Raw genomic sequence first — 22,929 nt, 5'->3', positions numbered from 1 at the left:
GTCTTGGGTCGCGTCTCTCGTCGCGTCACTGGTGGCGATAGTGCCAGCATCGATCAGCCGCGCGATTTCGCCGGACGAGAGGCCCAGCCTTTCGGCCAGGATCTCTTCGCTATGCTGACCAAGATAGGGCGCTGGCGCGGGGTCGCCCATATCCTCGCCAGGAAGATCGGCGAAGCTTCGGGTTGCGGGATAATTGAATCCGCTGGGATTTGCCGGCGATGGCCCGAATAGCGGGTTGTTTTCGACCAGTTCCGGGTCGGTCGCAGCCTCAAATGGCGTTCGGTAGTGTTCGAATGTGCAGCCGTGCTGGCTCATGCTGCGGGCCAGGTCTGCATAATCGCGCTGCCCAGCGGCGGCCTGGAACAGGTCAAACAGGCGGTGACGATTCTCGAACCGTGGCCGGTCGCCATCCTCAAAGCGCACGTCCAGCTCCTGTTCGAGCGCGGTGATCTCCCTCTGCAGACCAAAGGCTGCAACCAGCCCATCCCACTGCTTGGCGGTCAGCGCAGCGACCATGAAGCGCTTGCCATCGCGGCTGCGGAAATCGCGGCCGAACGCCCCCCAAATGGCATTGCCCAACCGCTCGCGATTCGCGCCGCGATAGAGCATTTCGGCCATGGCGCCCGAATTGGCGAAAGTGCCGATGGCCACATTGCCCAGCGGCACACGCACTTCGCTGCCCTTGCCCGTCGCATCGCGGTGGCGCAGCGCGGCGAGCAGAGCAAAGGCCGAATAGGCGCCGGTGATGAAATCCCAGGCGGGCATGAGCTGATTGACCGGGGGAGCCTCTGCCGGGTCCCAATCTTCCGGGCCGGTCATCATGGGATAGCCGCTGGCGGCATTGACGGTGAAGTCCATCGCCTGGCGCCCATCGTGCCAGCCCAGAATGCGGACCGAAATCATGTCTTCGCGCCCCCTGGCCATAGCGGCATGGCTGAGGAAACTTTGTTCAGGCAGGTTGGTGACGCATTGGCCGGTGGCGCGCGCGAGTTCGACGCAAAGTTCACGCCCTTCGCCGGTGCGCAGATCGAGCGCGACCGATTTCTTGGCCCGGTTGAGATTCTCCCACGACAGGCTGCGGCCTTCCTTCGTCAGCAAGTACCGATCGTAATCGAGCCCGCCCGCGACATGGTCGACCCGGATCACTTCCGCACCCATCTGCGCGCAATAGAGGCCAACGGTGGGGGAAGCGACAAAGCTCGAAACTTCTACAATCGAGAGGTCGCTGAGGAGTTGGTACATCTACTTCGATCCCTTGCAGGGAGCGGAAAGCACATCCGTGCTTTCCTTGCGGCACCGGCCCTCTCTCCTTCCCAGCCACCCGATAGCGTGACGGACATCATATCGGGAGGTTGGGAGGGGGGTGGCGCCGTACACGATCATCGATCAACCGTGCTCCGCCGTCCATTCGCGCAGCATGTGCTTGGCAATCTGGAGCTGCAGGATTTGTGTCGTCCCTTCATAGATGCGGTAGATGCGCGCATCGCGGAAGAAGCGCTCGGCGTCATATTCTGCGAGGTAACCAGCCCCGCCGTAGATCTGCACTACGCGGTCGACCACCCGGCCGCACATCTCCGATGCGAAAACCTTGAACGCAGCGGCCTTGCGCAGGATGTTCTCGCCGCGATCGGCGCGCGCGGTGACATCGGCCATCATGCATTCGGCGGCGTAGATCTCGGTCTCGCTTTCTGCGAGCATCTGCTGGATCAGCTGGAAATTGGCGATCGGCTCACCGAAGGCCTTGCGCTCATTGGCATAGCGCAGTGCACTGTCGAGCGCGCGGCGGGCATAGCCGGTCGAAGCCGCGCCGACCGATACTCGCCCATTGTCGAGGCTTTTCATCGCGAAGACGAAGCCCTTGCCGGTCTCTCCGCCCAGCAGAGCCTCACCCGGAACATGCACGTCTTCCAGAATAACATCCGCGATTTGCGCGCCGGACTGGCCCATCTTCTTGTCCGGGCTGCCGACCGATACGCCCGGTGTGTTCATCGGCACGATGAAGGCGCTGACATGCGCGTTCTTGGGCAGATTCTCTTTTTCGGTACGTGCCATGATGAGCCCGACATCGGCATGCGGCGCATTGGTGATGTAGCGCTTGGTTCCATTGAGGATCCAGCCATTGCCGCTCGGGTCGGGCTTTGCCGTCGTCTGCATCGCGGCGCTATCGCTGCCCGAACCAGGCTCGGTCAGCCCGAAGCAGGCGATTTCACCTCCAGCGATGCGGGGCCACCATTCGGCCTTCTGCTCATCGGTCCCGCCATTCTTGATAGCCGAGTTGAACATTCCGATGTTGATCGAGAAGATCGAACGGAATGCCGGTGCGGCATAGCTCATGCAGTGAACCGTTCGGGCATATTGAGTGAGGCTGAGCCCGGCGCCACCATACTCCTCCGGGATCGAGAGGCCGAACAGACCCATCTCCTTCATCTCGGTCAGGATGTCGTCGGGAATGCGGTCATTCTCGATCACGTCACGCTCGGCGGGAATCAGCCGCTCGCGAACATAGCGTTCAAGCTGGTCGATGAATTGTTCGAAAACTTCTGGGTCCATCCCGATTTCGGCCATGGGGCGTATTCCTCTCGCTCGATTGTTTTTTGCGCCGCCCGCCTATTGAGTGGCGGCATTGGTGTCAGGCGTCTGGTCCGGCGGCAAAGGCGGACCTTCTCCCGCCAACCCGGAACCGGATTCTTCAGGCAGTGCTTCATCTGGCAAGCGCCGCTGTTCGATCATTTCGGCTGCTTCATCGAGCGCGCGCGCTTCGCCCACGCTGACGCCCCCCGGACCCGAATCATTGTCGGCCGGGCCGCAACTGGCCACGAGCGCCACAAGAGGCAGAGCGAGGAGAGCGCATTTGGGTTGCAGCATGCAATCGACCATAGCGCGCTCATCGAAAAGAAAAAGCCGGTGAATCGGCCCGGAGCTTCCCCGGACGCCCGATTCACCGGCCCGTTTACGTCAGCCGCACTGGCGGCGGCGCGATCACACTTAATTGGTGACCGCGTCCACCGCATCACCAGCCGCGTCAGCTGCCTTCGCAGCGGAATCGGCAGCGTCGCCCACTGCATCGGCTGCGGCAGCGGCACGTGCAGCCACGTCGGCAGCGGCTTCGCCAGCTGCTTCGGCGGTTGCAGCCTGCGCTTCCGTAGCGTCTTCGGCTGCTGCATCGTCAGCCGCATTGGCGGCATCATCTGCCACCGGCTCTTCCGACACGCCTTCAAGCGCTTCGTTGGCAGGCATCTCCACCGTGTCGGCAGTTGCCTCGGTCGAAGCATCGTCTGCCGTGCCGCAGGCGGAAAGTGCGAGCGACGCGGCCGAAACCGCCAGCAATGTGGAAAACTTCTTCATATCAGGACCCTCCTAGAATGGTGAGAACCGGCAAGACCATGCCGGGACGGCTGGGGGCATACAACGGCAGCTTGCCGGTCGCCAAGTCCCAATTCGGAGCAGCCGAGCGAGACGAACTGGCATTCCTGCCGATCTGCGCTAGCGATAGGTTGATGATTCAGCGAGCTTTTCGATCGTTCAGGCCCCGCCGTATATGGACCTTTACCGTTGCGGCTATCGCCGTGGCGGGAGCCGTTCCTGCGACTTCGCCGATGGCACAGCCCTCGAACAGGGGGTTCACGGTGGTGGAAACCGGACGCAGCTATGCGCGCCTGCAGGATGCACTCGATGCCGTGGGCGACGGGCAGGCTACGATCGTGGTCGCGCCGGGCACATATCGGCAGTGTGCGGTCCAGCAGGCGGGGCGCATTCGCCTGGCGGCGCAGATTTCGGGCCAATCGGTGCTCGAAGGCGTCGCCTGCGAAGGCAAGGCGGCTCTGGTGCTGCGCGGTGCGGGCGCGGAAATCACCGGTCTCACCTTTCGCGGGATTGCGGTGCCCGATGGCAATGGAGCGGGGATCCGGCTTGAGCAGGGCGATCTGTCGGTCAGCCAGAGCTGGTTTGCGGACAGTCAGCAGGGAATTCTCACCGGGAGCGATTGGGAAGCCGATATCGTCATCGACAAATCGACCTTCTCCGGCCTCGGCACTTGCGAAAATGACGCTGGTTGCGCGCACTCGATCTATGTCGGGGACTATCGGTCGCTGCGCGTCACCCGCAGCCGCTTCGAGCGCGGCACAGGCGGGCACTATCTCAAGTCGCGCGCGGCCCGCGCCGAAATCCGCGACAACAGTTTCGACGATTCGGCCGGCCGCGGGACCAATTACATGATCGATCTGCCTGCGGGCGGGACAGGACGAATCGAGGGCAACTGGTTCGTTCAGGGGCGCGACAAGGAGAACTACTCCGCCTTCATCGCTGTGGGTGCGGAGGAGCTGCTGCACGATGCCGATGGGCTGACGATCAGCGGCAATGTGGCGCGCTTCGTGCCCGGCTTGCGGCGTTCGTCTGCCTTCATTGCCGACTGGACCGGGCACGATTTGAAAATCGGAGAGAATGACCTCGCTCCCGGCATCGCCGGGTATGAGGCACGCTAGCCGAAGGCGGCAGCGTAACTGACTTTGCCACGAGGCATCTCGCCTTCAAGCAGCAAGCACTGGAAATATTCGGCTGGCGGGCCGGGATAGCTGAGCCGTCGGTCGGCGGAAAAGCCGAAGCGCGCATAATAGGCCGGGTCACCCAGGAGCACCAGGCCGCGCGCGGCGCGCTCCCGCATGTCGGCGATGCCACGCCGCATCAGGGACGATCCGATCCCGCGGCCATGAAGTTCTGGCCAAACGCTGATTGGGCCAAGCCCGAACCATTTCAGGGCGCCGTCAGAGATCGTCACAGGCGAAAAAGCGATGTGGCCCACGATGCGTCCGGCATTTTCAGCGACGAGCGACAGTGCCAGATCCCCATCCGTGCGCAGCCGGTCGACGAGATCCTGCTCGTCTCCGTCGCTAAATGGCATGTCGCGGAATGCCGCCTCGGTCAGCGCGTGAATCGCGGCCTCGTCGCTCGGCATTTCGGGCCGGATCGTCACGCTCATTCGAGCAAATGACCCGATTTGTCCCGTTTGGTTGCGAGATAGCGGGCATTATGCGGGTTTTCAGGTAGCTGGTGCGGAACCCGCTCGGCCACCACCACTCCCGCCGCTTCGAGCGCTGCGACCTTCTTCGGGTTGTTGGTCATCAGTCTGACCTGGTTCACGCCCAGCAGTTCGAGCATTCGTGCAGCGGTAGCGAAGTCGCGCGCTTCGTCGGGCAGGCCGAGCCGCTGATTGGCTTCCACCGTGTCATAGCCCTGATCCTGCAAGGCATAAGCGCGCAGCTTGTTGACCAGTCCGATTCCCCGCCCTTCCTGCCGCAGATAGAGCAGCGCACCCCAGCCACCATTCTCCGTAGCTTCCTGCGCCATGGCTGCAAGCGCGGCGTCAAGTTGCGGTCCGCAATCGCATTTGAGGCTGCCGAGGATATCGCCGGTCAGGCATTCCGAATGCAGCCTGACCAGCGGCACCGCATCGCCGCGCTGCTGCCCGATGATGAGCGCGACATGCTCGCGTGTGTCGTCGGCGCTCCGGAACGCGACGATCTGGGCGCTGTCGCAAGCCGAGACGGGAAGATGCGCGCGGGTGGCGATATGCAGATTGGCTGAATCCGACCATGCCGCAAGATCGCTTGCCGAGAGCACCTGCGCTTCGCCTGCGTTCTCGGGATCGACCAGGAAAGCGGGCAGGATCCCGGCAATCCGCGCCAGCTCCATCGCCGCGCTCGCCGCTTCCAGCCAGTCGATATGCTCTGCCTTGAACGGTCCCTTGAGCGGGTTGGCGAGATCGAGCGCCGGATCGGCAATCGGGCGCGCCAATCGCAGGTCGAAAGCCTCCCCGCCACGGATCAACACCGGAGCATGGGGCTCAGCCGCTTCGCGCTGGTTGGCGAGCTTGAGCGTTGCCGCGCGTGCGGCCGAGATCAGCATCCGTTCTGAAGTCGCGCCGCTCGCAATCGCGGTTTCGACCGGGAGCAGGACTGGGCCGCCTTCGAACGCCAGCGGCCAGCCGTGGCGCAAGGCATCCACCGCCTGCGCTACTCGCCGGGAAGGCGAGGGGGTAGACAAGGCGGGTGCGCCGCTCAGAGGCTGAACTCCGTTATCAGCGGGACATGGTCACTCGGCTTTTCCCAGTCGCGCGCGTCCTCGCGCAAGCGGTGGCCCGTGGCCTGCCTTGCGAGATCGGGGCTGGCCCACATATGGTCGAGCCGCCGCCCGCGATCATTGGCCTTCCAATCCTTCGCGCGATAGCTCCACCAGCTGTAATAGCGCTCCGGGTCGCGGATATGCTCGCGCCCGATATCCACCCAGCCATGCGCGTCCTTGAAGTGCTGCAGCGTCTCCACTTCGATCGGTGTGTGGCTGACGACCTTGAGCAATTGCTTGTGGTTCCACACGTCGCTCTCCAGCGGCGCGATATTGAAATCGCCCACGATCATGGTGGGGCGCTCGATCGCTCCGGCCCATTTGGTCATGCGCGCCAGGAAGTCGAGCTTCTGGCCGAATTTCGGATTCTTCTCGCGGTCGGGCTCGTCTCCACCCGCAGGGACATAGACGTTTTCCAGCACCATGCCCTTGCCCGGGCCGAGCAGCTCAACACCGACATGGCGCGCCTCCCCATTGGCCTGCCAGTCGTGGCGCGAAACCTCCTTGAGCGGGATACGGCTCACGGTAGCCACACCGTGATAGCCCTTCTGCCCGTGTACCGCAGCGTGCTCATAACCGAGTTCAGCCAGCGCTTCGTAAGGGAACTGGTGTTCCTGGCACTTGATTTCCTGCAGGCACAATACGTCGGGCGCCTCCTCTTTCAGAAAGCGGGCGACGATCGGCAGGCGCAAGCGCACCGAATTGATATTCCATGTAGCGATAGTGACCATGCATTGGCACTTAGGGTGCAGGCCGCATCGGGTCCAGCCTGCAGGTTTCGCTTTCCCGTCACATCAAGAGGCGATAGCGATTGCGCCAACAATCAAGGAGATCCCTCAAATGGCTCGTGCCCGCACCGCCATCATGCTTGCTGCCTGCCTCGCCTTTCCGCTCGCGTCGTGCAGCTCCGCCGGAAGTGGAGGCGAGGTCGCCAGTGCTCCGCCCCCACCAGTGGCGGCACCGGCCAAAGCAAGGAACGTGATTCTCTTCATCGGGGATGGAATGGGCATCTCCACCATCACAGCCGCGCGGATCTATGCGGGACAAAAGCTGGGTCAAACGGGCGAGGAATATGTCCTTCCGTTCGAGCGGTTCGAGAATGTCGCGCTGGTGAAGACTTATAACACCGATGCGCAGGTGCCGGACAGCGCGGGCACGGCTTCGGCCATGAATACCGGGCTCAAGACCCGTATCGGAATGCTCGGAGTCGGGCCTGAAGCACCCCGGGATGATTGTGCTGCGTCGCTCGAACACCACCTGCCCACTCTGGGCGAACAGGCCTTGCAGCACGGGCTGGCGCTGGGCGTGGTCAGCACGGCGCGGATTACCCATGCAACGCCTGCTGCCGTCTATGCCCATGTCCCCGACCGCGATTGGGAGGCCGATGCGGCGATCCCGCCAGAGCAGCGCGGCAAGGGGTGCAAGGATATCGCCGCGCAGCTGGTCGAAACAGATTTCGACGTGGCCTTGGGTGGGGGCCGGGGCGCATTCTTTGGAGCGGAAAAGGGCGGCAGGCGTCTGGCAGCCGATGCCGATTTGCCCGGCGCGTGGAGTGCGCGCACGGGGGGCGCTTTCGTCGAATCGCAGGCCGAGCTGGCTGCTGCGCCGCTCGACAAGCCTGTGCTAGGCCTCTTCACGCCCAGCCATTTGAGCTACATGGCCGACCGGAAGGCCACCAGCAGCGAACCGACGCTGACTGAAATGACCGCAGAGGCGATCAAGCGCCTGTCGCGCGACCCGGACGGATATTATCTGATGGTCGAAGGTGGGCGGATTGATCATGCCCACCATGCCGGTCAGGCAGGCTATGCGCTGGAAGAGACGGTCGAGTTCGCGCGTGCGATCCAATATGCATTGGACCACACCGATCCGGCCGACACCATGATTCTGGTCACCGCCGATCACAGCCATGTGTTCACGATGGCTGGCTATCCCAAGCGAGGCAATCCGATCCTCGGCCTGGTCGTACCGCCGGGTGAAGGTGACGATGAACATGCCGGTTCCTCAGGCGGCCCCACACTGGCGAAGGACGGGAAACCCTATACGACCCTGGGCTATATGAATGGCCCTGGCGCAATCGCTGGTGAGCGCCCCGATCCTGAAACCGGCATTCATGCGCATCAGCAGGCGCTGGTCCCGACCGGCAGCGAGACGCATGGCGGCGAGGACGTCGCGCTCTATGGCAACGGACCGGGTGCTGAGCGCGTGCGTGGCGTGATCGAGCAGAACCTGATCTACGACATCATGCGCAAGGCCTTCGGCTGGTAAGAGGGATGTAGGACCGGGCCTGGCTCTGGACCCAACAAAAAAACCCTCGCGCCGGGGGCATTGGCACGAGGGTTCCTTTTGAGCGTTCGTCACGCTTGGCCAAGGCGATCCGGGTGAAGATCAGGGCAACAGGGGGGAAACCCGCCTTCGATCACCTTGGATTTGCAAATTACGCTTTTGAGGCTTTCCTGTAAATGAACGAGCGCCCGCAATTTGTCGCATTCCTACAACCGGACGCGGTCAAGCCGTTCACCTTGGACGACGAGACGATTTGCGCGGATCCTTGAACCTGAACGTGCTGTCAGCGACGGCGACTCCATAGCGATGATTGCGCAGTCTGACGGTGGTTCGGTTGTTCTGCGAATCGAGCGCCACCCAATTGGTCAGCTGCAATCCGCCCGGCGCCGTGGCGCTGCGAACGAAGATCATCGTGATCATGCCGAACTCGGGCCGTTTGGGGTCTCGCACCTCGATGCTCACCACGTCGGGATTGCCGGTCGAAACCAGCTTGCCATATCGGGCGATATCGCGATTGGGGTCGAGCAGCACGCCGAGCGGCGAGTTCTTGATCGGCCAGCGCTGGACCTGGTCGACTTCGTAATCGATCAGATAAAGCGATCTGCCATTCGATACGACCAGCAGCGGCACGCTCTTTTCATATTCGAAACGGATCTTGCCTGGCCGCTTCAGCGTCATCACGCCGCGCGCGGTCTGGCCTTGCCTGTCGGTCTGGGTGAAATCGGCCTGCATGGTCGCTATAGCGCGCAGAGCGCCGACTGCGCGGTCAAGGTCGCCCTGTGCGGCAACAGCCGGGGTAGCGGGGGCAGTGAGCGCGGCGGCAGGCAGGCCAAGCACCAGCGCACCGGCCAATGCGGCGCGGAGCGGGCGTTTGACGATGGAATGCAAGATGTTCATGCCGGGCGTGTTAGCCACGCAGGCTTGAACTGTCACTGAACTTCAGGCCGCGTGGCCGTTCAGCAAGATCACTTGATCTTGGCTTCCTTGAACTCGACGTGCTTGCGCACGACCGGGTCATATTTGCGGAAGCTCATCTTCTCGGTGATGTTCCGGGGGTTCTTCTTCGTCACGTAATAGAAACCCGTATCGGCGGTCGAGACGAGCTTGATCTTGACGGTTGCGGGCTTCGCCATGGCGGTGTCCTAAACTGTTTGCTGGGCCCTTGCAGAGCCAAAAATACAACAGGCGGCGCGCGCAGCACCGCCCCAACGGGCCGCCCATTGGGCGAATCGCGGCCGAAAGTCAAGCATTGCCGCGCCCAGATTAAGTCTACCAGTCGTTGCGGGAGACCTTGCCGCGATTGGCCTTCACTTCGCCGCGCGCCTTCTTGGCCTTGAGCCGCTGAACCTTGCCGACGCGGTTGAGGCGGGTCCTGGCGCGCTTTTTCGGTGTGCGGTGGGCGTCTTCCAGCAATTGCGCCAACTTCTCGCGGGCTTCGGCCCGGTTGGCTTCCTGTGTGCGGTGCTCCTTCGCGGTGATCAGCAGATCGCCGCCCGCAGTCAGCTTGCTGCCTGCGATCTGGCGCAACCGCGCGAAGACTGGCGGTGGCAGGCGCAGCTTGTAGACGTTGACGCGAAGCTGAACCTCGGTCGCTACCTTGTTGGCGTTTTGGCCACCCGGCCCGCTCCCGGCGAGGAAGCTTTCTTCGGCCAGAGCGTGGGCACGCGCGATGAGCGTGTCATCCATCGGATGCAGCGGGGGCTTCGCTCACGCCCAGCGCGCGGAAATCGGCGGGAAGTGGAGCTTCGGCAAATATGTCGGGCTTGCCTTCGCGCACTATTCGCAGGCTTTCGGCATGGAGCATGGTCCGCTTGGCACCCTTGCCGCTGCCGTAGACCGGATCGCCCAGCAGCGGATAGCCAAGTCCCGCCAGCGCGTGGATGCGCAATTGATGCGTGCGCCCAGTTTCCGGGCGGAAGCGGATCACGGCGCGTTCGCCTACGAGCCCAACCTGCTCCCAATGCGTAATCGCAGGCTTGCCTTTCTTCGCCGCGATCATGCGCCAGCCCTTTTCTTTCGAGCTGATCTTGGACAGCGCCAGTTCGATCGTTCCGCTGTCACCTTCAGGCAGGCCATCGAGGATCGCGAGATAGGACTTTTCGACCAGGCGATCTTCAAATGCGCGGTTGAAGCGCTTCAGCGCCTTCGGATTGCGCGCCAGCAGCAGGCAGCCGCTGGTATCGGTGTCGAGCCGGTGGACCGGCATGGGCGCGCGCTGGAATCCCAGCTTGAGCGCTTCGAGATGATCCTCGAGCGACGGCCCGCCCTTGCGCGGGCGTTCGATCGGCAAACCGGCGGGCTTGTCGATCACCAGCGCTTCGCCGTCTTCGTAGAGAATGTCGATCATGGGGTCAGCTCCGCCTCAACCAGCCCTCGCACGGCATTGCCGAGCAGGAAACCGCCAGCCAGATCATCCAGTGTCAGCTTTGCCTCGCGCGCCGCACCGCTTTCGATCAGCGAACGGCGCAAAACGCCCGGCAGAAGCCCGAGCGCGGCGGGGGGAGTGAGCAAGACACCATCCTCTGCGCGCAGGAATATGTTGGAAATGCTGCCCTCTGTTACCAAACCGTCATCGCGCACCAGCACAGCTTCGTCAGCCCCCTCGCCGCGCGCCACAGCGAGCGCTTCCTCGTAGAAGGCGCGGTCACTGGTCTTGTGGCGCAGCCGCCAGTCACCCGGATCGACCGGCAGAGGCAATGCGATGCAGCGCATCGGCTGTCGAGGCGGTCCGGCAAGGGTGACCGCTTCCAGCGCCAATGCCCCGCCGCGCGAAGCCAGCAGCCGGATCTTGCTGCGCTGCTCCAGATCGAAGCACAGCGCCTGGATCTTGTTGCGCGCGGCATGGCGATCGAAGGCGAAGCCGAGGTCCGCCGCGCTCGCCTTGATCCGTTCAAGGTGCATTTCCAGCAGGTCGATCCCGCTTTCGGGCTCGAACAGCATGGTTTCGATCAGGTCGAAGGCCGGAATGGGGTGTTCGGGCGAACTGGCGCGAGCAAATCCGGCCTTGATCTCGCATTCACGCCGCTCGGCCATGGCATCGCTGTCGGCGACGATGGCGCCGCCCACACCCAGAACCGCGCTGCCTTGCGCATTCTCGATCGGCGTAAGTCGCAGAGTGCGGATTGCGACGTTGAAGGCTGCATCTCCATTGGCATCGATCCGTCCCAGCGCGCCGCAATAGGGGCCGCGCGCGTCACGTTCGACCTCGTCAATCAGTTCCATCGCACGGATCTTGGGCGCGCCTGTGATCGAACCACAGGGGAAGATCGCCCGGATCAGGTCGACCGCTCCATTCCCTTCCTGCAGCCTGGCCCGAACGGTCGAGACCATCTGGTGCACGGTGGGATAGCTTTCGATGGCGAACAGCGCATCGACCTCTACGCTGCCCGCTTCCGCCACGCGGCTGAGATCGTTGCGCATCAGGTCAACGATCATCAGATTTTCGGCCTTGTCCTTGACCGATCGGCCGAGTTCCTCTGCGAGCGCCGTGTCCGTCGCAACATCCTCGCTGCGCGGCCTTGTGCCCTTCATCGGCTTCACCCTCGCATCGCGCTCCTTGAGCGAGACGAACAGCTCGGGGCTAAGGCTCAGCAAATAGTGCGAACCGTCGAACAGCACCCCGCCATAGCCGGAACCTGCGGACGAACGCAGCCCGGCATAGAGCGCCAGCGGATCGCCGCGATAGGAACCGGCAAGCGGGTAGGTCAGATTGGCCTGGTAGATGTCACCTGCATGAATTGCTTCCTGCAAGCGCTCGAAGGCAGAGAGATAGCCTCCGGTCGAAAGCTGCGGCGTGAGAGGGCCAAGCGAGGCCTCGCCCTGCGCGCGTTCGGCAAGCCAGCCCGGCACATCGGCGGACGCGATTTCTTCCACGCTATCAAACAGGCCCAGCCATACCAGCGGGCCTGCTCCGCCGCTGCGCGCATCGGCGAGCGGCTGCAACCTGGTTTCAAGCGCGAGCCCGGCCTCATAGGCGATATAGCCGGCAAGGAATCCGCCGCTTTCCAGCCGTGCGGCATCGGCCGCCTCAAGCGTTGCAAGCACGTCTTCTGCCCTCCGCGCGACGAAGATCTCGCGCGGGGCTTCGTAGATATGCGCGGGCGCAGCGCCATTATCGCGCGCATCGTCAAGGAGGATGAAGGGAACACTCTGACCCATTGATCCTGCCATAGTGTCCCTGCGCGCGAATGGAAGCCGGGTCTTGGCTTTCGCCCTCGTTCAATGACTTGGATGAGCGGCGGCCGGCGCAAGTGCGGCCTTGACCGGCGTGTCGGGCCTGCGCCAGACAGTCGCCAAGCATCCGGGAGCATTATTTACCCATGAGCCAGATATTCCTCGGCCTCGCCAGCAATGGCGAGAATCAGTATCTCGACCTGTCGCGTGCCAACCGCCACGGATTGATTGCGGGCGCGACCGGCACCGGCAAGACGGTGAGCCTGCAAGGACTGGCGGAAAGTTTCTCCGCCAATGGCGTTCCGGTGTTCGTGGCCGATGTGAAAGGCGATTTGTCGGGCATCGCAATGCCCGGTTCGCCCACATTCAAACATGCCGACAAGCTGGAAGGGCGGGCACGGGAACTGGGCATGGACGATTATGCCTATTCCGATAATCCCGTGGTCTTCTGGGACCTCTATGGCGAACAGGGTCATCCGATTCGCACCACAGTCTCCGAGATGGGGCCGCTGCTGCTTTCGCGTCTGCTGGACCTCAACGATACGCAGGAAGGCGTGTTGCAAATCGTCTTCAAGGCGGCGGACGAAGGCGTGATGAATGGCGGCAAGCCGCTTCTGATCCTCGATTTCGAGGATTTGCAGGCCGTACTCGCCTGGGCGTCGGACAACGCGAAGGAACTTTCCGGCAAATATGGCAATGTCTCGCGGCAATCGGTCGGCGCGATCCAGCGCCAGCTGTTGAGCTTCGAAAGCCAGGGTGCGGACCTGTTCTTTGGCGAGCCGGCGCTTGAGATCGACGACTTCCTGAAGCTGGACGAGCAGGGGCGCGGTATCGTCAACGTGCTGGCCGCCGACAAGCTGATGCGTAGCCCCAAGCTCTACGCCACTTTCCTGCTATGGCTGCTGGCCGAACTGTTCGAAAGCCTGCCCGAAGTGGGCGACCCCGAGAAGCCGACTCTGGTGTTCTTCTTCGACGAAGCGCATTTGCTGTTCGATGACGCGCCCAAGGCGCTGGAAGACAAGATCGAGCAGGTCGTGCGATTGATCCGCTCGAAAGGTGTGGGCGTGTTTTTCGTGACGCAAAACCCGATCGACATCCCCGAAGAAGTGGCCGGGCAACTCGGCAACCGCGTCCAGCATGCGTTGCGCGCCTTCACCCCGCGCGATCAGCGCGCGATAAAGGCGGCGGCGGAAACCTTCCGCATCAATCCCGATCTCGACGTCGAAGCGGCAATCACCGAGCTCAAGGTTGGCGAGGCGCTGGTTTCGACGCTGGACGAAGATGGCGCGCCCACCGTGGTGCAGCGCACGCTGATCAAGCCGCCGCGTAGCCGGCTTGGGCCGGTCACGGCAAAGGAGCGCGCAATCATCCAGTCGGTCAGTCCTCATGATGGCAAATATGATGAGCGCATCGACCGCGAAAGCGCAGAAGAAGTGCTGGCGGCCAAGGCGGCTGACGCTGCTGCAACTGCCGAGGAAGTCGCGGAACAGGGCGAAGAGGAAGTCCGCAAGCGAAGCCGCAAGACCAAATCGGTCTGGGACATGTTCGGCAAGGCCAAGGATCGGGCTGTCGCAGCAGCGGCAGGTTCCGCCGCCTCGGTCGCCGCTGCCGCAGTACTGGGCAAGAAATCGCGAGCCAATCCGATGAAGACAGCTGCCACCTCTGGCCTCGGTTCGATCGCGACTGATCTGGCCGGGCCGGTTGCGGGCCGGTTCGTCCGCAATCTGATCGGCGGGCTGATGCGCTAGGGCGCTGGCCCCGATACGCTAGCCGGCGGCGGGTATCCTCAGTTCTGCTCGCAAACCGCCTTCTTCGCGGTTCTGGAGCGTTAATTCGCCGCCATGCTGCTCGGCGATGGCCCGGGCCAGCGTCAGGCCCAGCCCCGCCCCCCCTGTGGCGCGGTTGCGGCTCGCTTCGCCGCGGGCAAAGGGTTCCAGCATGGCCGATAGCTCGTTCTCAGGGATGCCCGGCCCTTCGTCTTCGATCCGTATCACGGCATAGTCGCCTTCGCGCAGCACATCGACCTGCGCCTTTTCGCCATAGCGCAGCGCATTGCCGATCAGATTGCGCACCGCGCGCCGCAGCCAGGTTGCGCGAAGGGGAACCGCGATGCGCATGGTTTCGCGCAGCTCGACCGGATCGCCCATGTCCTCATATTCCTCGACCACTGAAGCGACGAGAGCCGAAAGTTCGGTCTTTTCCAGCGGGTCGCTCGATCGGCCGACCCGCGCCAGATTGAGAATATCGTCGAGCGTATGCGTTATGTCCTCGATGCTTTCCGCCATGCGTGCGCGCTGGGTCGCATCGGGAACGTTTTCGATCCGCACGCGCAGCGCCGCGAGCGGCGTCTTCAGGTCGTGCCCGATCGCCCCCAGCATCACGTCCTTCTCGTCGAGCATGGCGGCGATGCGCGCTTCCATGGCGTTATGCGCGGCAATCAATCGCCGCATATCCGCTGGTCCGCTTTCTTCGAGCGTAACGGTTTCACCCGGATTGCGCGAAAAATCTCCGAGCCGTTCGGTCAGGCGCGCCAGTGGCCGGGTGATCCGCCGCATCAGCGGAAAGATCAGTGCCACAAGGACGGCGAAGATGACACTCGTCTGGAGCGCGATCGAGCCCATGACCCCGCGCGGGGGCCTCGGCTCCGGCAGGCGCGCCACGCTCCATCCGCCATCAGGGCGCTCAACCCCCGCGACCAGGATCGCGCGATCATGCCAGTCGTGTCCGTACATTCTTTCGCGGAGGCGCGGGCGAGAGGCGAGAAACGCATCCTGGCCCGCCAGGCGCCTGGTAACGACAAGTTCGCCAACTTCTACGCCCTGGCGCGCGAAGAGTGCGCGCAGGTCTTCTTCATATTCGGCCAGATGTTTTTCGCCCGGCTTGAGCGGCGAAATATCGCTTGTCTCAAGCCCCAGGCGGAGCCTGTGCATATAGCTCCTTCGACCGAACTCGCCTTGCTCTTCGTGATCGAGCTTGAGGCGACTGCGCTTCGCTGCTCCGTTTTCGCGACCCCGCCCCTCAAGGGCCGCGACGAGCCGGAAGCCCATCGTGCTGACGAGTTCGGCCTCTCGCCGCTGTTCGGCAGCGCGAAACAACAGGACGCCCGAAACCGCCTGCCCAAGCAGTAGCCCGAGCCCGAGCACCAGCATCACCTGGCCCAACAGGCTGCGAGGGACCGGCATCCTCAATTTCCGGGTTCCGATTTTATGCGGCGGACATCCGCAGCCAGGCGATAACCGCCGCCGCGAACGGTGAGGATCAATTGCGGGTTGCGGCTGTCCGCTTCGATCTTGCGGCGCAACCGGCTGACCTGGTTGTCGACTGCACGGTCGAACAGGTGCGCTTCGCGGCCTTGTACCATGTCGAGCAGGCGATCGCGATCGAGCACCTCGCGCGGATGGTCGAGAAATGCGCGCAGCATGCGGAACTCGGCGGTGGAGATCGGAACAGCCGCTCCATCGGGATCGGTAAGTTTCTGTTTGAGAGGATCGAGCTGCCACTCCTCGAACTGGTAATTCAGATTGTCGCCTGCCGAGACCGGAGCGCCTGATTGCACGCGCCGTAGCACCGTTTTGATCCGTGCAACCAATTCGCGCGGCTCGAACGGTTTCACCACATAATCATCAGCCCCCATCTCGAGACCCACGATCCGGTCGGTCGCTTCACCCCGCGCGGTGAGCAGGATCACCGGAGTGCCGCGCGTTTCGACCAGATGCCTGGTCAGCGACAATCCGTCTTCGCCGGGCATCATGACATCGAGCAGGATCAGGTCAGGGTGGATTTCAAGCAGGCGGCTGCGAGCCGCGGCGGCGCTTTCGGCCTCATGCACGGCGAACCCCTGACCGGAAAGATATTCGGCCAGGGGCTCTCGCAGTGTCGGTTCGTCATCGACGAGAAGCAGGGTGGTGGGCGTGTTATCGCTCATGGATACATGCCTTGCCGCACCAGCGCCCACTGCTCAACCGGAAGCCGCACTATTCGGATTCGCGCCGCTCTTTCCAGCGCGCCTTCATCGCTTCATGTGCGGCCTTGCGTTCGGCAGCGGTAGCCGTGCCGTCACCGTCGGAATCCATCTTGGCGAAGTGAGCCGCCACCGCAGCGTCGAACTCGGCGCGGGTCACGGCCTTGTCTCCATCGGCATCGGCGCGCTTGAGCATCATCATCGGGCCGTGGCCTCGATTGCCATGTTCGCTGTGCCTTGCGCCCATGTGGCCATCCTTCGATCCGGCGTGGTGATCGCCGTGCATTTCACCGCCCGTTTTACCGTGGCGCTCCATGCGCGCCGCGTGGCCGGCTGCAAGTTCCTCTTGCGAAATGCCGCCGCTGCCATCGGTATCGAGCCGCGCGAAGCGAGCTTCGTGACGGGCCTCGCGCCGTTCCATGCGCTTCGCCATCCGCGACTCATGCGCTGCTTCCATCTCCGATTGCGACAATTCGCCATCGCCGTCCGTATCGGCGGCGGCAAAGTGTTGGGCATGGCGTGCCGCGCGATCGGCTTCGTCGATCACGCCATTGCCATCGACATCCATCTTGCTGAACATTTCGGCGCTGTGTGCCTGCATTTCCGCCAATGTCACGGCGCCGTCGCCATCGGGATTGTGCTCACCGCGATGGTGGGTTGCGAGGGCGGTGCCGGCGCCTGCCATCGCGAGGACGGCGGCGGAAAGGGTAAGGGTGAGTTTGCGCATCATTCTACTCCCGAAGACTGAGATGTTCTTGAGCTGCGGGGTGCACCGGCCGTTCAGGGGGGGGGAGGGTCTTGGGAATCGACCGGCGCACCGCCGCAACTCGTCAGGCCTTTCTAGGCCTTCTCTGTCGCAGGAATATGCTGCGATGCAGGAGAAATGTCGCAATTTGTATCGGGCGAGAGTTCCGGTTCATTCAAGCGAAAGCAGAACCGCATGAATCGCCCGATCTGGAACTCAATCTTGTCCACGCGGCCTAGCGCGGACGGTTCTGCGTCCCTTCACCGCTGGTGATGAAAATGGCTGTCGCTTCGTGCTCGATATCGGCGGTATGCCATACGCCCGGAGGGTTGATGGCATATTCACCCGATCGAAGCGTAATTTGCTCTAAATGCCCATCGGGATATTCCTGCGTCAGCAGCATTTGCCCTGAAGTGCAGATCACCACTTCCGAACCATTGGGATGGACTTCCCAGCTTGGCCAATCTTCAGTGAAGCTATGCAGGGCTACCAACCGTCCTTCCGCTCCATCGGAGCCATGACGTTCGCCATAGGCTTCGTACCATTCGATTCCGGTGAAGGGGGGTTGGGGCTCGGCAGTTGCGCCAAGCCCCAGATGAATGAAATCACTGGCGAGCTTGCGCGCGCTCACCCCTGCACCATGCAGAAGGCGTTGAGCTTGTTGCCATCGGGATCGCGGAAATAGCCGGCATAGAAGGTGTTGCCGTTCTCGTCCGGCTCGCCGCGCGGCCCCGGTTCGCCTTCGTCGCTGCCGCCATTGGCCATTGCAATATCGTAGATCCGCTTCACCTGGTCGGTGTCTTTTGCCTGCAGAGCCACCATCGTGCCATTGCCGACCGTCGCCGCCTCACCGTCGAACGGTTTTGTCGCTGCGATCCCGGCCGGCCCGTCCCACGCGCCCCATGCGATGAAAGTGTCGAAATCCATCATCCTTCCATATCCCATCTCCTTGGCGATGGCGTCATAGAAGGCTGCCGCACGGGGCAGGTCGTTGGTTCCAAGGGTCACGTAACCGATCATCATTCGTCTCCTTTGCGAATCGCTATGGGCGGAACATTACGTGAACAAAGTTCGGGCGGCAAGCCAAATCAGAGCGGTTGGCACTCCCGCTCGAGCCAGGCGAGATCGTCGCCTACGAGCTGTGGCGAGAGGATATCGAACACCCGCTTGTGATAGTCGCTCCACCACTGAAGCTCTTCGGGTGTCAGCAGGCTTTTCTCGACCAGCTTGCGATCGATCGGCACGAAAGTGAGGGTCTCGAATCCCAGGTATTCGCCCTCGGCGCCTTCGACTTCGCGCGGCTCGACCAGTTCCAGATTTTCGATCCGGATTCCGAACGCGCCCTGCTTGTAATAGCCCGGCTCGTTGGAGAGAATCATGCCGGCAAACAGCTCCTGGTCTGTCCCCGCCTGCCCGCCAGCGGATTTGGCGATCCTCTGCGGTCCCTCATGGACCGAAAGGAAGCTGCCGACCCCATGGCCAGTGCCATGCGCATAGTCGACCCCGGCTGCCCACAGGAACTGGCGTGCGAAGGCGTCGAGCTGGCTGCCCGCCGTGCCTTGCGGAAAGATAGCGCGGGAAATCGCGATATGGCCCTTGAGAACGCGGGTGTAGCGGTCCTTCATCTCCGCGCTGGGCTGCGCCGAACCATCGGGTGTTCCCACCCAAACGGTGCGGGTGATGTCCGTCGTGCCGCTGGGGTATTGGCCACCCGAATCGACCAGATAGATGCTGCCCGGCGGGATGGTGAGATTGCTGTCCTCGTCCACGCGATAATGCGGCAGGGCAGCGTGCGGCCCGGCGGCCGAGATCGTATCGAAGGAAAGATCGCGCAGATCGCCATGTTCCTCGCGGAAAGCGCGCAGCTTCGCAGCCGCGGTCAGTTCGTCGATCTCGCCCGCAGGCGCTTCGCGTTCGAGCCAGTGGAGGAAGCGCGAAACGGCTGCCCCATCGCGCGCCTGCGCATCGCGGTGCCCCTGCTGCTCGACCTTGTTTTTGATGGCCTTGGGCAGGATGGTGGGATCGCGATTGAAGCAGACATTCGCGCCCGCCCCTTCCAGGAGTTGGCCGATAGCTGCGACGCCGTAATCGGGATCGACCGATATGCTCTTGCCCTTCAACCCTGCCAGCGCGTCGGGAAATCCGGCGCGGTCGCGCAGAGTCACGGCATTTCCTAAGTGCTGGGTCAATTCAGGCGTGACCTTTTCCGGCGCGATGAACAGCTCCGCCGTGCCGTCGTCATGGGCAATGAGATAGCTCAGTGCGACTGGCGTGCGATCGACATCGCTGCCGCGAATGTTGAGCAGCCAGGCGATCGAATCGAGCGCTGAGATCACCGCTGCGTCATGCCCTTCTGCCTTGAGCCATTCGCCGATTTCGGAGCGTTTCTCGGCCGACGAGCGCCCGGCATACTCGTCTGACTGGATCAGCGCGGGTGCAGAGGAGGGTTCGGGGCGGTCCTGCCACACGGCGTCAAGCGGATTGCTCTCGACCGGCACGAGTTTGGCGCCCTTGCGCGCGGTCTGCTTGCTGACCTGATCCACCCATTTCTGCGTGTGCAGCCATGGGTCATAGCCGATCCGCGCGCTTTTCCCGGCATGTTCGGCCAGCCAGCCGCCAATCGTGTCCTTCGGGACGGAGCGGTATTCGAACAGCTTCTCGTCCACCTGATCGCGCACCTGAACGGTATAGCGGCCATCGACGAAGATCGCGGCCCCGGTTCCCTGTGATGTGTCTGTCAGCACCACTGCGCTGCCGGCTGACCCGCCGAAGCCTGTCAGCCATGCCAGCCTTTGGGCATAGGCGCCGACATATTCGCTCATATGCTCATCGGAAATCGGAACGACGAAGCCGTCCAATTCGCGTGCTTTCAGTTCCTGGCGCAGAGCGGCCAGCCGGGCTTCATGGGTCTGCATCAACATCTGGTCGAATCCTGGTGTCCTGGACATTCTCGCTTGCCCAATGGGCAAACTGCTTTCTATCGAAACCAACATAGGAGCCAATTGGTTGCCGCGCCACCCGTGGCGGCAACCATGCCTGAAGCCAACGAGGAGCATTCGACTTGGAAATCCGGAAACTGTCATTGGCGGCGCTTGCCGCTTGCTTCGTCATCGTGCCCATGGCAGCGCAAGCCGCGAACACGGACAAGGACAAGACACAAGTGACACAAGAGGCACCGACCTCCCCGCCCTCGGCTGAGCGGCGCGACTACAGTTTTACTCACCACGGGATCACGATCAGCGATCCCTACCACTGGCTGAAAGACGAATCCTACCCCAAGGTGGATGACGCAGACGTGCTCGAATATCTGAAGGCGGAAAACGCCTGGTTCGAAGCGCGCATGGCACCGCACAAGGCGCTGACCGACAAGCTGTTCGAAGAAATGAAGGGCCGCATCAAGGAAGATGACAGCTCGGTCCCGCAAAAGGATGGCGACTGGATCTACTGGTCCGAGTTCGAGGAAGGCGCGCAGTATCGCAAGTATTACCGCAAGCCTGCCGCGGGCGGCGATGCGGTGCTGATCCTTGACGAAAATGCATTGGCGGAGCGCCTCGACTACTTCCGCCTTGGCGCGATGTCGGTGAGCCAGAACGGGCGCTATCTCGCCTATTCGACCGACACCAACGGATCGGAGCGCTTCACGGCGCGGATCAAGGATCTCGAAACCGGCGATTTGCTGGAGGATGAGATCCCCGAAACGCTGTCCGGCCTGGTCTGGGTCGCGGGCGACACCAGGATCGCATACGGCAAGGCGACCGAGAACTGGCGGGTCGACAATGTCCGGCTGCATACACTCGGCACGCCGTTGAGCGAGGATGTCGAGATCTACCACGAGGATGACGAGACATTCCGCGTCGGCTCCGGCCTGTCGGCGCAGGACGACTGGCTGGTGATCGCCACCGGAGATAACGAGACGAGCGAAGTGCGGCTGGTGCGGGCGGACGATCCGACCGGCGAGCAGATCCTGGTCAGGCCGCGCCGCAAGGGTGTGGAATATTCGGTCGATATTCGCGACGCCGAAGTGTTCGTCTGGACCAATGACGAACACATCAATTTCCGCCTCGCCAAGGCGACAATCGACAAGCCGGGTGAGTGGGAAACCGTGTTGGCGGGATCGGATGATTTCTACCTGACCGGTTTCGAGCTGTTCAAGGACTTCTTCGTTACCGAAGGGCGGCTCGACGGGCTCGACCAGGTGCAGATCCGCTCCTACGAAAAGCCGGGCGAAGCGAAGCCGATCGCCTTCCCGGAAGCGAGCTATACAGCCGGGCTTTCCAACAATCCCGAATATGATGTGTCGAAGTTGCGGCTTTCCTACGAGAGTATGGTCACGCCGGATTCGGTTTATGACTACCACCTGGCTTCCGGCGATCTGGAATTGCTCAAGCAGCAGGAGATCCCGAGCGGCTACGATCCCTCGCTCTACACCACCGAGCGGGTGACGGTGGAAGCGCGCGACGGCACCATGGTCCCAGTCAGTGTGGTCATGCGCAAGGATCGCGACACGATAAATGGCGGGGCTGGCGGTCCGCTCCATCTCTATGCCTATGGCGCCTATGGCTATGCCGTACCGCCGGGCTTTTCGACCACGCGGCTGAGCCTGATCGATCGCGGTTTCGCCTATGCCATCGCGCATATTCGCGGGGGCGATGATCTGGGCCGCCGCTGGTATCTGCAGGGCAAGGCATTCGAGCGGCGCAACACCTTCAACGATTTCGTCGACGCGGCGAAGGGCCTTGCGGCGATGGGCTACACTTCCGAAGGCAAGGTGACTGCGAGCGGCGGTTCGGCAGGCGGCGAACTGATGGGCGCCATCGTCAACCAGGCGCCCGAGATGTGGGGCGCAATTGTGGCGCATGTGCCCTTTGTCGATGTGCTCAACACCATGCTCGACGAGGATCTGCCGCTGACGCCGGGCGAATGGCAGGAATGGGGCAATCCCATCACTGACAAGCAGGCCTTTGCCTATATGCTGAGCTATTCGCCTTACGATCAGGTGGTGGCGCAGGACTATCCGCCGATGCTGGTAACTGCCGGGCTCAACGACCCGCGCGTCACCTATTGGGAGCCGGCCAAGTGGGTCGCCAAGCTGCGCGAGCTGAAGACAGATGGCAACGAACTACTGCTCAAGACCAATATGGGTGCAGGTCACGGCGGCAAGTCGGGCCGCTGGAACTCGCTCTATGAAACGGCGGAAGAGGTGGCCTTCATCCTGTGGCAGATGGGGCTTGCAAAGGATGAGGGCGCGGATTGAGCAACCGATACACTCGCAGCTTCATGGCATTGCCCGGGCACATCGATGAGCTCGGGCATGTCAACAACACCGTCTGGGTGCAGTGGATCCAGGATATTGCCACCGCCCATTGGGAGGCTGCTGCCCGCCCTGACGATAATGCGCAGTTCTTCTGGGTCGTGATCCGGCACGAGATCGATTACCGCGGAAATATCTCCGAAGGCGAAAGCGTGACGGGCGAGACCTGGATCGATGGGCCGGCGCAGGGCGCGAAGTCTGACCGGCGCGTCGATTTCCGCAACGACACAGGCAAGGTCATCGTTTCGGCCCGCACGACCTGGGCCATGCTTGACCGCGCAACGCAGCGGCTGGTGCGCGTGCGTCCGGAAGTGATCGCCCCGTTCCAGGACTAGC

The 22,929-nt window shown here is 62.7% G+C and carries 23 protein-coding genes; 5 read left to right on the top strand and 18 right to left on the bottom strand.

All coding sequences use genetic code 11. The features are described 5' to 3' along the window. The 4 genes from ACQY6C_RS01455 to ACQY6C_RS01440 all read right to left on the bottom strand — a co-directional run. Window positions 1–1,242, bottom strand: a 1,242-nt coding sequence (locus ACQY6C_RS01455) for a CoA transferase (RefSeq protein ID WP_427963868.1), incomplete at its 3' end; no start/stop codon positions are given. A 144-nt stretch (window positions 1,243–1,386) separates the two neighbouring features. Continuing rightward, window positions 1,387–2,565, bottom strand: a complete 1,179-nt coding sequence (locus ACQY6C_RS01450) for an acyl-CoA dehydrogenase family protein (RefSeq protein ID WP_427963866.1) — start codon at window positions 2,563–2,565, stop codon at window positions 1,387–1,389. A 42-nt stretch (window positions 2,566–2,607) separates the two neighbouring features. Beyond that, complete coding sequence (locus ACQY6C_RS01445) at window positions 2,608–2,865, bottom strand: hypothetical protein (RefSeq protein WP_427963865.1); 258 nt, start codon at window positions 2,863–2,865, stop codon at window positions 2,608–2,610. 120 nt (window positions 2,866–2,985) lie between these two features. Beyond that, a complete protein-coding gene (locus ACQY6C_RS01440; protein WP_427963863.1) occupies window positions 2,986–3,345 on the bottom strand; it encodes a hypothetical protein in 360 nt (119 codons plus the stop codon). Window positions 3,346–3,497: 152 nt separating this feature from the next. Between ACQY6C_RS01440 and ACQY6C_RS01435 the strand changes: the two genes are divergently transcribed. After that, entirely contained in the window at window positions 3,498–4,481 is a 984-nt protein-coding gene (locus ACQY6C_RS01435; protein WP_427963999.1) for a right-handed parallel beta-helix repeat-containing protein, read from the top strand. On the opposite strand, the gene ACQY6C_RS01430 is transcribed toward ACQY6C_RS01435, so the two are convergent. The 3 genes from ACQY6C_RS01430 to ACQY6C_RS01420 are packed head-to-tail and all read right to left on the bottom strand — an operon-like array spanning window position 4,478 to window position 6,848. Further along, complete coding sequence (locus ACQY6C_RS01430; RefSeq protein ID WP_427963862.1) at window positions 4,478–4,975, bottom strand: GNAT family N-acetyltransferase; 498 nt, start codon at window positions 4,973–4,975, stop codon at window positions 4,478–4,480. The genes ACQY6C_RS01435 and ACQY6C_RS01430 overlap by 4 nt on opposite strands. Further along, entirely contained in the window at window positions 4,972–6,039 is a 1,068-nt protein-coding gene (gene ribA, locus ACQY6C_RS01425; RefSeq protein WP_427963860.1) for a GTP cyclohydrolase II, read from the bottom strand. Before ribA ends, ACQY6C_RS01430 begins: the two co-directional genes overlap by 4 nt. Window positions 6,040–6,053: 14 nt before the next feature. Then, window positions 6,054–6,848 carry an exodeoxyribonuclease III gene (locus ACQY6C_RS01420; RefSeq protein ID WP_427963858.1) on the bottom strand — a complete coding sequence of 265 codons (795 nt, stop codon included), beginning with the start codon at window positions 6,846–6,848 and terminating at the stop codon, window positions 6,054–6,056. A 109-nt stretch (window positions 6,849–6,957) separates the two neighbouring features. Between ACQY6C_RS01420 and ACQY6C_RS01415 the strand changes: the two genes are divergently transcribed. Next, on the top strand, window positions 6,958–8,385 hold the full coding sequence (locus tag ACQY6C_RS01415; RefSeq protein WP_427963856.1) for an alkaline phosphatase: 1,428 nt from the start codon (window positions 6,958–6,960) through the stop codon (window positions 8,383–8,385). 249 nt (window positions 8,386–8,634) lie between these two features. On the opposite strand, the gene ACQY6C_RS01410 is transcribed toward ACQY6C_RS01415, so the two are convergent. From ACQY6C_RS01410 to pabB, 5 genes are all read right to left on the bottom strand, one after another. Beyond that, entirely contained in the window at window positions 8,635–9,300 is a 666-nt protein-coding gene (locus tag ACQY6C_RS01410) for a LolA family protein (RefSeq protein ID WP_427963854.1), read from the bottom strand. Window positions 9,301–9,368: 68 nt separating this feature from the next. Further along, window positions 9,369–9,536: a 50S ribosomal protein L33 gene (gene rpmG / locus ACQY6C_RS01405; RefSeq protein WP_315726131.1), complete on the bottom strand. Its 168-nt coding sequence runs from the start codon at window positions 9,534–9,536 to the stop codon at window positions 9,369–9,371. Between the two features lie 136 nt (window positions 9,537–9,672). After that, on the bottom strand, window positions 9,673–10,089 hold the full coding sequence (arfB, locus tag ACQY6C_RS01400; RefSeq protein WP_427963852.1) for an alternative ribosome rescue aminoacyl-tRNA hydrolase ArfB: 417 nt from the start codon (window positions 10,087–10,089) through the stop codon (window positions 9,673–9,675). Then, window positions 10,082–10,750, bottom strand: a complete 669-nt coding sequence (locus ACQY6C_RS01395) for an RluA family pseudouridine synthase (protein ID WP_427963850.1) — start codon at window positions 10,748–10,750, stop codon at window positions 10,082–10,084. Before ACQY6C_RS01395 ends, arfB begins: the two co-directional genes overlap by 8 nt. After that, entirely contained in the window at window positions 10,747–12,561 is a 1,815-nt protein-coding gene (gene pabB / locus ACQY6C_RS01390) for an aminodeoxychorismate synthase component I (protein WP_427963849.1), read from the bottom strand. Before pabB ends, ACQY6C_RS01395 begins: the two co-directional genes overlap by 4 nt. Window positions 12,562–12,722: 161 nt before the next feature. Between pabB and ACQY6C_RS01385 the strand changes: the two genes are divergently transcribed. After that, a complete protein-coding gene (locus ACQY6C_RS01385) occupies window positions 12,723–14,324 on the top strand; it encodes a helicase HerA-like domain-containing protein (protein ID WP_427963847.1) in 1,602 nt (533 codons plus the stop codon). An 18-nt stretch (window positions 14,325–14,342) separates the two neighbouring features. Here the strand turns inward: ACQY6C_RS01385 and ACQY6C_RS01380 are convergent, their stop codons facing one another. The 6 genes from ACQY6C_RS01380 to ACQY6C_RS01355 all read right to left on the bottom strand — a co-directional run bounded on the left by ACQY6C_RS01380 (window position 14,343) and on the right by ACQY6C_RS01355 (window position 20,203). Then, the gene (locus ACQY6C_RS01380; RefSeq protein WP_427963845.1) at window positions 14,343–15,758 is read right to left on the bottom strand and encodes a sensor histidine kinase; all 1,416 of its coding nucleotides are present in this window, start codon (window positions 15,756–15,758) and stop codon (window positions 14,343–14,345) included. A 2-nt stretch (window positions 15,759–15,760) separates the two neighbouring features. Further along, complete coding sequence (locus ACQY6C_RS01375; protein WP_427963843.1) at window positions 15,761–16,501, bottom strand: response regulator; 741 nt, start codon at window positions 16,499–16,501, stop codon at window positions 15,761–15,763. Window positions 16,502–16,550: 49 nt separating this feature from the next. Continuing rightward, window positions 16,551–17,267 carry a hypothetical protein gene (locus tag ACQY6C_RS01370; RefSeq protein WP_427963842.1) on the bottom strand — a complete coding sequence of 239 codons (717 nt, stop codon included), beginning with the start codon at window positions 17,265–17,267 and terminating at the stop codon, window positions 16,551–16,553. 250 nt (window positions 17,268–17,517) lie between these two features. Then, on the bottom strand, window positions 17,518–17,913 hold the full coding sequence (locus tag ACQY6C_RS01365; protein WP_427963840.1) for a cupin: 396 nt from the start codon (window positions 17,911–17,913) through the stop codon (window positions 17,518–17,520). Then, the gene (locus ACQY6C_RS01360) at window positions 17,910–18,302 is read right to left on the bottom strand and encodes a VOC family protein (protein ID WP_427963997.1); all 393 of its coding nucleotides are present in this window, start codon (window positions 18,300–18,302) and stop codon (window positions 17,910–17,912) included. The genes ACQY6C_RS01365 and ACQY6C_RS01360 overlap by 4 nt, the downstream gene beginning before the upstream one ends. Window positions 18,303–18,370: 68 nt before the next feature. Further along, window positions 18,371–20,203: an aminopeptidase P family protein gene (locus tag ACQY6C_RS01355; protein WP_427963995.1), complete on the bottom strand. Its 1,833-nt coding sequence runs from the start codon at window positions 20,201–20,203 to the stop codon at window positions 18,371–18,373. A 197-nt stretch (window positions 20,204–20,400) separates the two neighbouring features. On the opposite strand from ACQY6C_RS01355, the gene ACQY6C_RS01350 reads away from it, so the two are divergent. Further along, window positions 20,401–22,536, top strand: coding sequence for a S9 family peptidase (locus ACQY6C_RS01350; RefSeq protein WP_427963993.1), 2,136 nt, complete (start codon window positions 20,401–20,403; stop codon window positions 22,534–22,536). Beyond that, window positions 22,533–22,928 (top strand): acyl-CoA thioesterase, encoded by a 396-nt coding sequence (locus tag ACQY6C_RS01345; protein ID WP_427963838.1) that lies wholly within the window; start codon window positions 22,533–22,535, stop codon window positions 22,926–22,928. Before ACQY6C_RS01350 ends, ACQY6C_RS01345 begins: the two co-directional genes overlap by 4 nt. Window position 22,929 lies beyond the last annotated feature (1 nt).

Source organism: Altererythrobacter sp. (assembly GCF_050299635.1).
GTDB lineage: Bacteria > Pseudomonadota > Alphaproteobacteria > Sphingomonadales > Sphingomonadaceae > Erythrobacter.
This window is presented reverse-complemented; position numbering and strand designations above follow the sequence as displayed.

What these genes read in the sequence shown, in the direction of transcription:
- ACQY6C_RS01450 (WP_427963866.1), bottom strand. Translation starts at nt 2,565, where the DNA reads ATGGCCGAAATCGGGATGGACCCAGAAGTTTTCGAACAATTCATCGAC.
- ACQY6C_RS01445 (WP_427963865.1), bottom strand. Translation starts at nt 2,865, where the DNA reads ATGCTGCAACCCAAATGCGCTCTCCTCGCTCTGCCTCTTGTGGCGCTC.
- ACQY6C_RS01440 (WP_427963863.1), bottom strand. Translation starts at nt 3,345, where the DNA reads ATGAAGAAGTTTTCCACATTGCTGGCGGTTTCGGCCGCGTCGCTCGCA.
- ACQY6C_RS01435 (WP_427963999.1), top strand. Translation starts at nt 3,498, where the DNA reads ATGATTCAGCGAGCTTTTCGATCGTTCAGGCCCCGCCGTATATGGACC.
- ACQY6C_RS01430 (WP_427963862.1), bottom strand. Translation starts at nt 4,975, where the DNA reads ATGAGCGTGACGATCCGGCCCGAAATGCCGAGCGACGAGGCCGCGATT.
- ACQY6C_RS01420 (WP_427963858.1), bottom strand. Translation starts at nt 6,848, where the DNA reads ATGGTCACTATCGCTACATGGAATATCAATTCGGTGCGCTTGCGCCTG.
- ACQY6C_RS01415 (WP_427963856.1), top strand. Translation starts at nt 6,958, where the DNA reads ATGGCTCGTGCCCGCACCGCCATCATGCTTGCTGCCTGCCTCGCCTTT.
- ACQY6C_RS01410 (WP_427963854.1), bottom strand. Translation starts at nt 9,300, where the DNA reads ATGAACATCTTGCATTCCATCGTCAAACGCCCGCTCCGCGCCGCATTG.
- rpmG (WP_315726131.1), bottom strand. Translation starts at nt 9,536, where the DNA reads ATGGCGAAGCCCGCAACCGTCAAGATCAAGCTCGTCTCGACCGCCGAT.
- arfB (WP_427963852.1), bottom strand. Translation starts at nt 10,089, where the DNA reads ATGGATGACACGCTCATCGCGCGTGCCCACGCTCTGGCCGAAGAAAGC.
- ACQY6C_RS01395 (WP_427963850.1), bottom strand. Translation starts at nt 10,750, where the DNA reads ATGATCGACATTCTCTACGAAGACGGCGAAGCGCTGGTGATCGACAAG.
- pabB (WP_427963849.1), bottom strand. Translation starts at nt 12,561, where the DNA reads ATGGGTCAGAGTGTTCCCTTCATCCTCCTTGACGATGCGCGCGATAAT.
- ACQY6C_RS01385 (WP_427963847.1), top strand. Translation starts at nt 12,723, where the DNA reads ATGAGCCAGATATTCCTCGGCCTCGCCAGCAATGGCGAGAATCAGTAT.
- ACQY6C_RS01380 (WP_427963845.1), bottom strand. Translation starts at nt 15,758, where the DNA reads ATGCCGGTCCCTCGCAGCCTGTTGGGCCAGGTGATGCTGGTGCTCGGG.
- ACQY6C_RS01375 (WP_427963843.1), bottom strand. Translation starts at nt 16,501, where the DNA reads ATGAGCGATAACACGCCCACCACCCTGCTTCTCGTCGATGACGAACCG.
- ACQY6C_RS01370 (WP_427963842.1), bottom strand. Translation starts at nt 17,267, where the DNA reads ATGATGCGCAAACTCACCCTTACCCTTTCCGCCGCCGTCCTCGCGATG.
- ACQY6C_RS01360 (WP_427963997.1), bottom strand. Translation starts at nt 18,302, where the DNA reads ATGATCGGTTACGTGACCCTTGGAACCAACGACCTGCCCCGTGCGGCA.
- ACQY6C_RS01355 (WP_427963995.1), bottom strand. Translation starts at nt 20,203, where the DNA reads ATGTTGATGCAGACCCATGAAGCCCGGCTGGCCGCTCTGCGCCAGGAA.
- ACQY6C_RS01350 (WP_427963993.1), top strand. Translation starts at nt 20,401, where the DNA reads ATGGCAGCGCAAGCCGCGAACACGGACAAGGACAAGACACAAGTGACA.